At 72.1% G+C, this 11,896-nt stretch carries 10 protein-coding genes; 7 read left to right on the top strand and 3 right to left on the bottom strand.

What is annotated here, in order from left to right; translation table 11 throughout:
* Window positions 1-170: 170 nt before the first annotated feature.
* The 6 genes from OHA34_RS33895 (at window position 171) to OHA34_RS33920 (ending at window position 7,282) form a co-directional block, all read left to right on the top strand.
* On the top strand, window positions 171-2,516 hold the full coding sequence (locus tag OHA34_RS33895) for a polyribonucleotide nucleotidyltransferase (protein ID WP_432763009.1): 2,346 nt from the start codon (window positions 171-173) through the stop codon (window positions 2,514-2,516).
* Between the two features lie 215 nt (window positions 2,517-2,731).
* Complete coding sequence (locus tag OHA34_RS33900; RefSeq protein ID WP_329522474.1) at window positions 2,732-3,982, top strand: M16 family metallopeptidase; 1,251 nt, start codon at window positions 2,732-2,734, stop codon at window positions 3,980-3,982.
* A 55-nt stretch (window positions 3,983-4,037) separates the two neighbouring features.
* Complete coding sequence (locus OHA34_RS33905; RefSeq protein ID WP_285937239.1) at window positions 4,038-4,442, top strand: phage holin family protein; 405 nt, start codon at window positions 4,038-4,040, stop codon at window positions 4,440-4,442.
* 64 nt (window positions 4,443-4,506) lie between these two features.
* A complete protein-coding gene (dapB, locus tag OHA34_RS33910) occupies window positions 4,507-5,247 on the top strand; it encodes a 4-hydroxy-tetrahydrodipicolinate reductase (protein WP_329519957.1) in 741 nt (246 codons plus the stop codon).
* A gap of 46 nt (window positions 5,248-5,293) precedes the next feature.
* Window positions 5,294-6,670 carry a pentapeptide repeat-containing protein gene (locus tag OHA34_RS33915; RefSeq protein WP_329519958.1) on the top strand — a complete coding sequence of 459 codons (1,377 nt, stop codon included), beginning with the start codon at window positions 5,294-5,296 and terminating at the stop codon, window positions 6,668-6,670.
* 42 nt (window positions 6,671-6,712) lie between these two features.
* Window positions 6,713-7,282 carry a transglutaminase-like domain-containing protein gene (locus tag OHA34_RS33920; RefSeq protein WP_285937236.1) on the top strand — a complete coding sequence of 190 codons (570 nt, stop codon included), beginning with the start codon at window positions 6,713-6,715 and terminating at the stop codon, window positions 7,280-7,282.
* A 76-nt stretch (window positions 7,283-7,358) separates the two neighbouring features.
* Here OHA34_RS33920 and OHA34_RS33925 read toward each other — a convergent pair whose 3' ends face one another.
* The 3 genes from OHA34_RS33925 to modA all read right to left on the bottom strand — a co-directional run bounded on the left by OHA34_RS33925 (window position 7,359) and on the right by modA (window position 11,088).
* Window positions 7,359-8,030 (bottom strand): Uma2 family endonuclease, encoded by a 672-nt coding sequence (locus OHA34_RS33925; protein WP_285937235.1) that lies wholly within the window; start codon window positions 8,028-8,030, stop codon window positions 7,359-7,361.
* Between the two features lie 168 nt (window positions 8,031-8,198).
* Complete coding sequence (gene ftsH / locus OHA34_RS33930) at window positions 8,199-10,193, bottom strand: ATP-dependent zinc metalloprotease FtsH (RefSeq protein WP_329519959.1); 1,995 nt, start codon at window positions 10,191-10,193, stop codon at window positions 8,199-8,201.
* Window positions 10,194-10,293: 100 nt separating this feature from the next.
* Window positions 10,294-11,088 (bottom strand): molybdate ABC transporter substrate-binding protein, encoded by a 795-nt coding sequence (modA, locus tag OHA34_RS33935; RefSeq protein WP_285937233.1) that lies wholly within the window; start codon window positions 11,086-11,088, stop codon window positions 10,294-10,296.
* Between the two features lie 113 nt (window positions 11,089-11,201).
* On the opposite strand from modA, the gene OHA34_RS33940 reads away from it, so the two are divergent.
* On the top strand, window positions 11,202-11,882 hold the full coding sequence (locus OHA34_RS33940) for a uracil-DNA glycosylase (RefSeq protein ID WP_329519960.1): 681 nt from the start codon (window positions 11,202-11,204) through the stop codon (window positions 11,880-11,882).
* The last annotated feature ends 14 nt before the right edge of the window (window positions 11,883-11,896 follow it).

Genomic DNA, 11,896 nt, shown 5'->3' on the forward strand with positions numbered 1-11,896 from the left:
ACAGAAGCCTCGCGGACACCGCTGGTGCGGCCGGTCCTCGGTAGTGGCCTCCGGATCGCCTCCCGCCGTCGCGGCGGGCCCCGCGGATCCGGGCGCTTCGATCGAAGACCGGCATTGCGTGACACCACGGGAGACGGCCGCGAGGCCGATGGAACCCATGGAGGTTTCCCGTGACAGAAGCCGTGCGCATCGACGGAGCGCAGACCACCGAGGCCGTGATCGACAACGGCCCGTTCGGCACCCGCACCATCCGCTTCGAGACGGGCCGCGTGGCCCGGCAGGCGGCCGGCTCGGCCGTCGCCTACCTCGACGACGAGACGATGGTGCTGTCGGCGACGACCGCGTCCAAGAAGCCCAAGGAGAACCTGGACTTCTTCCCGCTGACCGTCGACGTCGAGGAGCGGATGTACGCGGCCGGGCGGATCCCCGGCTCGTTCTTCCGCCGCGAGGGCCGTCCCTCCGAGGACGCGATCCTCACCTGCCGGCTGATCGACCGGCCGCTGCGCCCGTCGTTCACCAAGGGCCTGCGCAACGAGATCCAGGTCGTCGAGACGATCATGGCGCTCAACCCCGACCACCTGTACGACGTGGTGGCGATCAACGCCGCGTCGATGTCCACCCAGCTGGCCGGCCTGCCCTTCTCCGGCCCGATCGGCGGCGTCCGCGTCGCGCTGATCGAGGGCCGCTGGATCGGCTTCCCGACCCACCCCGAGCTGGAGAAGGCCACCTTCGACATGGTGGTCGCCGGCCGGGTGCTCGAGGACGGCGACGTCGCGATCATGATGGTCGAGGCCGAGTCGACCCGCGACACCATCCGGCTCGTCGGCGAGGGCGCGGTCGCGCCCACCGAGGAGACGGTGGCCGAGGGCCTCGAGGCGGCCAAGCCGTTCATCAAGGTGCTGTGCAAGGCGCAGAGCGACCTGGCCGCGGTGGCGGCCAAGCCCACCCGCGAGTACCCGCTCTTCCTGGACTACCAGGACGACGTGCTGGCCGCGGTCACCGCCGAGGTGGGCGACGACCTGGCGCAGGCGCTGACCATCGCTGGCAAGCAGGAGCGCGAGGCCCGGCTCGACGAGCTCAAGGCGGGCGCCGCCGAGAAGCTCGCCGCCGCGTTCGAGGGCCGCGAGAAGGAGATCTCCGCGGCGTTCCGCGCGGTCACCAAGAAGCTGGTCCGCGAGCGGGTCGTCCGCGACGGGCTGCGCATCGACGGCCGCGGGCTCAAGGACATCCGGCAGCTCTCCGCCGAGGCGCACGTGATCCCGCGGGTGCACGGCTCGGCGCTGTTCGAGCGGGGCGAGACGCAGATCCTGGGCGTGACCACGCTCAACATGCTCCGGATGGAGCAGACGATCGACACGCTCAACCCCGAGCGCACCAAGCGCTACATGCACAACTACAACTTCCCGCCCTACTCGACCGGCGAGACCGGCCGGGTCGGGTCGCCCAAGCGCCGCGAGATCGGCCACGGCGCACTCGCCGAGCGCGCCCTGATCCCGGTGCTGCCGACCCGCGAGGAGTTCCCGTACGCGATCCGGCAGGTGTCGGAGGCGCTCGGCTCCAACGGGTCCACCTCGATGGGCTCGGTCTGCGCGTCCACCATGTCGCTGCTGGACGCGGGCGTCCCGCTGCGGCAGATGGTGGCGGGCATCGCGATGGGCCTGATCAACGAGGGCGGCGAGTACGTCACGCTGACCGACATCCTCGGTGCCGAGGACGCCTTCGGCGACATGGACTTCAAGGTCGCCGGCACCCGTGACGTGATCACCGCGCTCCAGCTCGACACCAAGCTCGACGGCATCCCGGCCTCGGTCCTGGCCGCCGCGCTCAAGCAGGCCAAGGGCGCCCGGCTGGCGATCCTGGACGTCATGCAGGAGGCCATCGAGGCCCCGGCCGAGATGAGCCCGAACGCGCCGCGGATCATTACCATCAAGGTCCCGGTGGACAAGATCGGCGAGGTCATCGGCCCCAAGGGCAAGATGATCAACTCGATCCAGGACGACACCGGCGCCGACATCACCATCGAGGACGACGGCACGATCTACGTCGGCGCCACCGACGGCCCGTCCGCCGAGGCCGCGCGGCAGGCGATCAACGCGATCGCCAACCCGCACATGCCCGAGGTCGGGGAGCGCTACCTCGGCACGGTCGTCAAGACCACCACGTTCGGTGCGTTCGTGTCGCTGCTGCCCGGCAAGGACGGCCTGCTGCACGTCTCGCAGATCCGCAAGCTGCACGGCGGCGCCCGGATCGAGAACGTCGAGGACGTCATCAGCGTCGGCCAGAAGATCCAGGTCGAGGTCACCGAGATCGACCAGCGCGGCAAGCTCTCGCTGGTCCCGGTCGAGGTGGTGGAGAAGGAGGCCGACAAGGGCGACGGCGACGACGCCCCCGCGGCCTCGGCGGCCCCCGCGGCCGGCTCCGACGGCGACGACGACGGCTCCGAGGGCGGCGAGAAGCGCGCCCCCCGCCGCCGCCGTACCCGCCGCACCGACGACGGTGGCCAGCGCAACTCCTGACCCGTGCACGGTGATACCGGCCGGCCTGCCCGCGGAGGGCAGGCCGGCCGGCCCCATTCCAGCCCCGAGAAGATTGCGAGCGACCCGTGACGTTGCCGGTGAGGCCCCAGCGGCCCGGCAGGATCCACCCGACCCGCGCCCTCCCCTCCCGTGGTCCGGGCGGGGCCCGGCGGAGCCCCGAGACCGCCGCGGGCGACGCCGCGGGCGGCGGCACGGTGCGGCGGACGGTGCTGCCCGGCGGCCTGCGGGTGATCACCGAGGCGCTGCCGACGGTGCGCTCGGCCGCGTTCGGCGTGTGGGCCGGGATCGGCTCCCGCGACGAGTCCCCCGCCGACGCGGGCGCCAGCCACTACCTGGAGCACGTGCTGTTCAAGGGCACCGGCAAGCGGTCCGCGCTGGAGATCTCCGCGGCGATCGACGCGGTCGGCGGCGACCTCAACGCGTTCACCTCCAAGGAGTACACCTGCTATTACGCGCGGGTGCTCGACACCGACCTGCCGCTCGCGGTGGACGTGGTCTCGGACATGGTCGCCGGGTCGGTCAACCGTCCCGAGGACGTCGAGGCCGAGCGCGGGGTGATCCTCGAAGAGATCCACATGCGCGACGACGACCCCGGCGACCTGATCCACGACGAGTTCGCCCTCGCGCTGTACGGCGACACCCCGCTCGGCCGCCCGATCCTCGGCACGGTCGAGTCGATCAACGCGCTGTCCCGGGACCGGATCCACGGCTACTACCGCGAGCACTACACCGCGCCCAACCTGGTCGTCGCGGCGGCCGGCAACATCGACCACGACGAGGTCGTCCGGCTGGTCGCGCGCGCGTTCGAGGGCCACCTGGCCGGCGACGCCGAGCCCGCCCCGCCCCGGGTGGGCGGCGCGCCGGTCCCGATGTCCCCGACGGTCAAGGTCATCGACAAGGACACCGAGCAGGCGCACGTGATCCTCGGCGGCGCCGGCGTCCCGCGCACCGACGACCGCCGGTTCGCGCTCGGCGTGCTCAACGCGGCGCTGGGCGGCGGGATGTCGTCGCGGCTGTTCCAGGAGATCAGGGAGAAGCGCGGCCTCGCGTACTCGGTCTACAGCTACACCTCGCAGTACGCCGACTCCGGCGTCTTCGGCGTCTACGCGGGCTGCCAGCCCGGCAAGGCCGACGAGGTCCTGGCGATCTGCCGCGAAGAGGTGGCCAAGGTCGCCGAGGGCGGCCTCACCGACGAGGAGCTGGAGCGGGGCAAGGGGCAGCTGCGCGGCGGCATGGTGCTCGGCCTGGAGGACACCGGGTCGCGGATGAGCCGCATCGGTAAGAGCGAGCTGGTGTACGAGTCGCTGCTCCCGGTCGACGAGGTCCTCGCCCGTATCGAGGCCGTCACCCCGGACGACATCGCCGAGGTGGCCCGGGAGGTGCTGACCGCCCCGCAGGCCCTCACCGTCATCGGCCCGTTCGGCGACCGCGACTTCACCCTCTGACGCCCCCGCGCGCCCGTCCGGTTACACGGCGTCACCGGTCGGGTAGAGGCACGGCATGAAGATCCTCCTCCGGATCGTCATCTCGGCGGTGGCGCTGTGGGTGGCGACCGTGCTGGTCAGCGGCATCGACGTCACCGCCGGGAGCTGGGACAGGCAGGCGCTGACGCTGCTCGCCGTCGCGGTGATCTTCGGCCTCGTAAACGCGGTGCTCAAACCGTTCATCCAGGTGCTCGGCTGCGCGTTCTACGTCCTGACGCTCGGCCTGTTCGCGCTGGTGGTGAACGCGGCGCTGCTGCTGCTGACCAGCTGGGCGGCCGGGCAACTGGACCTGCCGTTCCACGTCGAGTGGTTCTGGCCGGCGTTCTGGGGGGCGATCATCATCGGCATCGTGAGCTGGCTGCTGAACCTGTTCGTCTCCGAGGGCGACCGCTTCAGCGCGGATCGTCGCCGCAGGTACTGACCGGCCGAGGCCGCGCCCGGGGGCCGCGATAGGGTCATCGCGACGTCGAGGGCTGGAGGATTACGTGATCAAGGTCGGGGTGCTGGGCGCGCGGGGCCGGATGGGGGCCGAGGTGTGCCGTGCCGTGGACGCCGCCGGAGACCTGGAGCTGGTCGCCGCCGTCGACCAGGGCGACACGTTGGACGCACTCACCGCGGCCGAGGCCGTCGTCGACTTCACCCACCCCGGCGTGGTCATGGACAACCTGCGCTGGTGCGTCGAGCACGGCCTGCACGCCGTCGTCGGCACCAGCGGCTTCGACCCGTCCCGGCTGGAGACGGTGCGCGGCTGGCAGGCCGTGGCGCCCGCGGGGAACGTGCTGATCGCCCCCAACTTCGGCATCGGCGCCGTCCTGATGATGAGCTTCGCGCAGAAGGCGGCGCCGTTCTTCGAGTCCGTCGAGATCGTCGAGCTGCACCACCCGAACAAGGCCGACGCCCCGAGCGGCACCGCGTTCCGCACCGCCGAGCTGGTCGCCGCCGCCCGCGCCGAGGCCGGCACCGCCCCGTCCCCGGACGCGACCACGTCCGAGCTCGACGGCGCGCGCGGCACCGACGTCGAGGGCGTCCGGGTGCACTCGGTGCGGCTCGCCGGCCTCATCGCGCACCAGGAGGTGCTGCTCGGCGGGCACGGCGAGATCTTCACCCTCCGGCACGACTCGATGAACCGCGAGTCGTTCATGCCCGGCGTCCTGCTGTCGCTCCGTAAGGTCGCCGTCCTCCCGAACCGCCTCACCGTCGGCATCGAGTCCCTCCTCGGCCTCTGACGGGCGGCCCTTGCCCGCGCCGCGAGCGGCGTTCTAGGGTGCGCGGGTGGCCCCCGACGAACACCATCATTCCGGGCAAACCTTCGAGAACGCGGACTTCCGGGGTCACGTCTTCGACGGTCCCGCCGACTTCTCCGCGTGCGTGTTCGACGGTGGGGCCGACTTCACCGGCTGCGTGTTCAAGGGCCGTGTCCTCTTCACCGGAGCCGCCTTCCAGAGCGGTGCGAGCTTCTACGGCGCGGTGTTCGAGGACTTCGTCAACCTTCGCGGCGCGACAGTACGAGGCGACGCGGTGTTCACCGGCGCGGTCTTCGAGGACGGGCCGCTGACGCGCGACCTGGCCGTGACGGGTGCGCTCGTCCTGAAGAGGACGACCTTCCGCGCCACCTCCCATCTCGGGCACATCACCGCCGGCGAGCTCGACCTGAGCATGGCCGACTTCGAGCAGCGGCTGCGGCTGGAGGTGACGGCCGGCCGGATCCGCTGCGACCGGACCCGCTTCCTCGGCGGCGTGCGCATCCTGGCCGGCACCACGCCGGGACGCGCGGTCCCGGAGTCCGCCGTGTGGCCGGAGGTCCACACCGGTGTGGAGGTCGAGCTGGCCGACACCGAGTTCGGCGGCGCGTCCATGGTCGGGCCGCGTGACCCCGACGACCGTCCCGCCTGGCCGCGGATCATGTCCCTCGCAGGCACCGACGTCGCGCAGCTCACCGTCTCGTACACGCGGATGTCGGAGTGCCGCCTGGCGGGCGCGCACAACCTCGACCGGCTCAGGATCGAGGGACACAACACGTTCGACATCGCGCCGCCCAGCTTCTGGCTGACCCGGCGGTTCATCATCCGCGACGAGCACCTGCTCCGCGCGACCTGGGGGCCGAGGTCCGGGCGCCGGCGCTGGCCACTGTCCGGCGCGTCCGAGGTACCGGAGAGCAGCAGCGAGGTCGAGCAGGTGTACCGCGCCCTACGGAAGGGCTGCGCCGAGGCCAGGGACGAGGTCGGCGCCGCCGACTTCTACTACGGCGAGATGGAGATGCGCCGGTACGGGCAGTTCCTGCTGGCGCGGAGCCGTTTTGAGCAACGCTGGTGGCGCGGCTGGGCCGCGACTCGGGGAGAGCACCTACTCCTGTGGATGTACTGGGCCGTCTCCGGGTACGGGCTGCGCGCGTGGAGGGCGTTCGCGGCGCTCGGCATCCTGTTCCTCCTCGCCGCCGCCGCGCTCCAGGCCTGGGGATACCCGCCGAAGACGCACATGGGGTTCGCCGGCTCGCTGCGCTACACCATGCGGGCGGCCATCTCGATTCTTCGCGGCCCTGAGCAGAAGCTCACGCCCGCCGGCGAGTGGATCGAGATCCTGCTGCGACTGGCGGCCCCCGTCCTGTTCGGCATGGCGGTGCTGGCGCTGCGGGGACGGATCAAGCGCTGACCGCGCTGGGCTACCGTGGGCCGACCGTCAGAGGGAGGAACGATGGAGTTCGCCGCGGAGCCCTGGGACTACCTCGCCGCCTGCGAGGTGATCGACATCGAGCACCCGCTCGTCCAGGCGACCGCCGCGCGGCTGCGCAACGGCGACGACGTCGCGTTCGCCGAGGAGGCGTTCGCCTACGTCCGGGATGAGATCGCCCACTCGGGCGACACCGGCGACCGCCGGGTCACCTGGCGCGCCTCCGACGTCCTCCGGGAGGGGACGGGTCTCTGCTACGCCAAGTCGCACGCCTACGTCGCGCTGCTCCGCGCCGCGGGCGTCCAGGCGGGCCTGTCCTACCAGCGGCTGCGCGCGGGCGACGGCTTCGTCCTGCACGGACTCACCGCGATCCTGGTCGACGACCGCTGGGTCCGGCTCGACCCGCGTGGCGGCGGCGTGGAGTTCTCCGCCTCCGAGGACCGGCTCGCCCACGTCCCGGATCCCGCGCTGGGCGAATCGGACTACCTCACGGTGTACGCGTCCCCGCCCCCGGCCGTCATCGACGTGCTCAGAGCCGCCGACGACTGCGCGGCGATGTGCGAGGCCGGCGCGCTCCCGTCCGCCGAGCTCTAGCGGCGGAAGCGCGCGTGCTGCGGGTGCACCTCGAACGAGAACACGCCGGCGACGTCCTTGTGCCTAGGGGATCTCTTCATCCCGCCGTCCTGGTCCAGGGTTCCCATTCGGCCGTGAGGATCTCGAAGCCGAACGGATCGGGGAGCCGGATCGCCTCGCCGAAGTCCCAGGTCGTCTGGTGCCGGTACTCACCGGACTCGATGATCGGATCGGAGAACAGGACCGTCTGGGAGAGGCTGGGCTGCCGATCGACCAGGAGGTAGAAGGGGATGCCGACGCGGGCGTAGCCGTTCCACTTGGTGGGGGTCGAACGGCGGAGCCCCGGCCGACGATCGTCGCCGGCGTTGGACGGAGAGGTCACCTCGACGACGAGTTCGAGATGCCGGGGGAGGACCTTCTTGAGCTGCGCCTCCCGTGCCTGCCGGTCGGTCTCCTCGTCCAGCACGCAGAGGTCGGGGATGTAGCCGTCGTGGATGTCGCTGAGGTTCAGGTCCTGTGTCTGGACCGCGCGCCAGGGGAAGGAGGGATCGAGTACCTCTGCGGCGAACATCGCGCGTTGAACATCCTGCACGATGGCGTTGTGCGCGTAGTCGGGTCCTGGCGACACGACGATCTCCCCACCGATGATCTCGACTCGGGTTCCGTCGTGAGGGAGCCTGAGGACCTCGAAGAGCTCGTCGCGCATCCACAGGTTGTAGGGAGTGTCGGGGAGCTCGTAGTGGTAGCGCCCCTCGGCAACGATGGTCACGTCAGGTGACTCCTCCCTCACGATCAGCTCCCGTCATCGTAGAGACCGTCCCTGCTGAGGGTACCCAGAACCGGTGTTCCGGCCCGGGGGCCGCGGCCGCTCGGGGGACTGCCGGCCGTCCCGTGCGGCGGAGGGGCGCGTGCTGCGGGTACGGCGGGCTCGTGGCGGTCAGGCGTCCTTGGACATGCGGGGGATGCCGGCGGCGGCGTAGGCGGCGGTCTCGTCGAGGGTCTCGTGCTCCAGCAGGGAGGCGGCGAGGGACTCCAGCTTGTCGCGGTTGGCGCCCAGCATCCGCAGCGCCTCGGCATAGCAGTCGTCGACGATGCGGCGGGTCTCCTCGTCCACGGCGTCCAGGGTGCCCTGCGCGGCGTACTGGCCGAGGGGGTCGGAGCCCTCGGCGGGCAGGACCGACAGCGGGCCGATGCGGGCCGACATGCCCCAGCGGCCGACCATGCCGCGCGCGATCCTGGTGACCTGCTCCAGGTCGCTCTCGGAGCCGGTGGTGACGACGCCGAAGACCAGCTCCTCGGCCGCCATGCCGCCGAGCGCGCCGATCACCCGGCCGCGCAGGTAGTCCTCGTCGAAGGCGTACCGGTCGCCCTCGGGGGTGGACAGGGTGACGCCGAGCGCGCGGCCGTGCGGGACGATGGTGATCTTGCGGACGGGGTCGGCGCCGGGGTGCAGCATGCCGATCAGCGCGTGCCCGGACTCGTGGTAGGACGTGCGGCGCCGCTCCTCCGGCGGCATGACCAGGGAGCGGCGGGTGCCGAGCTGCACCTTCTCCAGCGCCGAGTGGAAGTCGGCCATGTCGACCGCGTCCTTGCCGCGCTTGACCGCGAGCAGCGCGGCCTCGTTGACCAGGTTGGCCAGCTCCGCGCCGGTCATCCCGGGGGTCATCTTGGCGACCCCGGTGAGGTCGGCGTCCCCGGCGAGCGGCACGTCGCGGGTGTGCACCCGGAGGATCGCGACGCGCCCGTCCAGGTCCGGGGGCGAGACGGCGACCTGGCGGTCGAACCGGCCGGGACGCAGCAGCGCCGGGTCGAGCACGTCCGGACGGTTCGTCGCGGCCATCACCACCACGCCCTCCGAGCCGGAGAAGCCGTCCATCTCGGTGAGGATCTGGTTGAGGGTCTGCTCGCGCTCGTCGTGCCCGCCCATGCCCGCGCCGCCGCCGCGGACCCGGCCGATGGTGTCGAGCTCGTCGATGAAGATGATGGACGGCGCGGTCTTGCGCGCCTCGGTGAACAGCTCGCGGACGCGGGCGGCGCCGACGCCGACGACCATCTCGATGAACTCCGAGGCCGCCGCCGAGTAGAACGGCACGTCGGCCTCGCCGGCGACCGCGCGGGCGAGCAGCGTCTTGCCGGTGCCGGGCGCGCCGGTGAGCAGCACGCCGCGGGGCGCGCGGGCGCCGAGCCTGCGGTACTTGGCGGGGTCCTTGAGGAAGTCGACGACCTCGCTCAGCTCCGCCTCGACCTCGTCGATGCCGGCGACGTCGGCGAAGGTGGCGCGCTTCTCGTCCGGCGTGACGGGCTTGGGGGAGCGGCCGAAGCCGCCCATCAGACCGCCCCCGCCGCCGCGCTTCATCCGGCGCTGGAGCCAGACCAGCGCGGCGATCCACAGCCCGACGAACAGCAGGACCGGCAGCAGCGACAGCAGCAGGTTGGCGAGCAGGCTGCGGTTCTGGGTGACCGGCTTGGCCTCGACCTGGACGCCCTTGCTGACCATGAGGGAGAAGATCTTGTCGTCGGCGAAGGTGGGGCGCAGCGTCTCGAACGCGGAGTAGGTCTTGGCCTTGTTGTCCTGGCCGGGGACCTGCTGCGGCTTGATGAGGTCGCCCTGGATCTGCGAGCCCTTGGTGTAGACGTCCTTGACGTTTCCGTTCGCCACCTGTTCGGTGAACGCGGTGTAGGGCACGGTCACCGTCTCCTGCTTGCCGGTGAGGTGCATCGACAGGTAGCTGACCACGAATACCGTGAGCAGGAGCAGCCAGAAGACGTAGCTGTTGCGGCCGGGCCTGAACCCGCCGCCGCGGGGGGCCTCGCCGCCGTCGCCGCCGTTGGCCCGGTCCGGGACGCCCTCGGCGCGCCAGGGGTGCTCAGGGTCGTTGCGCGGCGGCACCGACTGGCGGCCGTCGGGCCGCGTCGGTCGCTTGGACGGCACGTCTGATCTCCCCCGTACGCCTCACCACGGCCCCCCGACCGGAGTGGTCAAGATCTTCCCGGCGGCGGGGCCGGGAAAACGTGCGGGCGCGGGGGCGCGGCTACCGCGGGGCGCCCGCGGGCGGCGCGGCCGGGGTGGCGAAGCCGTACTTGTGGAACAGCCGGACCGCCGCCGGCGAGGTCAGCCAGGTCACGAAGGTCTCCGCGGCCTCGGTGTGGTCGCCGTCCTTCACCGCGGCGGCGGGATAGGCCGCGGTGACGTTCTGGGCCGCGGGGATCGGGACGCTTCCGGCCGCGGCGCCCGCCGACCGCAGGTCGGTGATGAAGACCAGCCCCGCGTCGGCCTCGCCCGCGCGCACCCGGTCCAGGACCGCCCGCGCGCTGATCTCCTCCACCCCCCACTGGACGGTCAGCCCGGCGCGGGCGAAGATCTGCCGCGCGTAGCGTCCGACCGGCACGGTGGGGGCGCCGACGACGACCCGCAGCCCGGGGCGGACCAGGTCGGCCAGGCCCCGGATCCGGCGGGGGTCGCCCGGCGCGACCGCGATCGTCAGCGAGTTGTGCGCGACGATCGGCCGCGGCCCGGTCAGGTACCCCTCGGCCCCGTCCATCGCGGGCACGTCGGAGGTGACCAGCACGTCGGCGGGCTCGCGGCCGGCCAGCCGCGCGGTCATCTCCTGCGAGCCGCCGAAGGCGGAGCGCACCTTCACGCCGCGGTGCTCCTGCTCGTAGGCCATGCCGATCTCGCCGAACGCCTCGGTCAGCGACGAGCCGGCCAGCACCCGCAGCGTGACCGGCCCGGCGGGACGGCCGCACCCCTGGACGGCGGCGCCGAGGCCGAGCAGGGCGAGGGACGCGCACGCGCTGAGGCGGAACCAACGGGGAGAGTCGGGCATATGGCCTCATCCTAGAGTCGGTAGTGGTTCGCTCCGGGGATTCGGCGCTGGCGTGTCAGTGCCCGCCGCTAGGGTCTCCGGTAGCTGGAGATCACTTCCCCGGAGGCTCAACGATGTCCCTCGACCTGATGGAACTGCTGCCCGGCGACTGGAGGGACCGGCTCGACCCGCTGCTCGATCCCCCCGCGACCGCCGCCTTGGGCGCCTTCGTGGGAGGGGAGTACGACGCCGAGACGGTCTACCCGCCGCGCGAGGACCTTTTCAACGCGTTCCGGCATTGCCCCTACGACCGGGCGCGGGTGCTGATCCTCGGCCAGGACCCCTACCACGGGCCGGGCCAGGCGCACGGGCTCAGCTTCAGCGTGCGCGACGGCGTGCGGCTGCCCCCGTCGCTGCGCAACATCTACAAGGAACTGGCCGCCGACCTGGAGGTGCCCGCCGCCAAGGCCGGCGACCTGACCCCGTGGGCCGACCAGGGCGTGCTGCTGCTCAACGCGGTGCTGACCGTGCGGGCGGGCGACGCCGGCTCGCACGCCGGTCACGGCTGGGAGGACTTCACCGACGCCGCGATCCGGGCCCTGAACGACAAGAGCGAGCGGGTGGTCTTCGTGCTCTGGGGCGCCTACGCGCGCAAGAAGGCCCGGCTGATCACCGGCCCGCAGCACGCGGTGATCGAGTCGGCGCACCCGAGCCCGCTCAGCGCCAAGAAGTTCTTCGGCACCCGGCCGTTCAGCGCGGTCAACAAGGCCCTCGCCGACGCCGGCCAGCCCGAGATCGACTGGGCCCTGGCCTGACCCTCCCTCCCGGG

Origin of the sequence: Spirillospora sp. NBC_01491, from assembly GCF_036227065.1 — a bacterium.
GTDB lineage: Bacteria > Actinomycetota > Actinomycetes > Streptosporangiales > Streptosporangiaceae > Spirillospora > Spirillospora xylanilytica.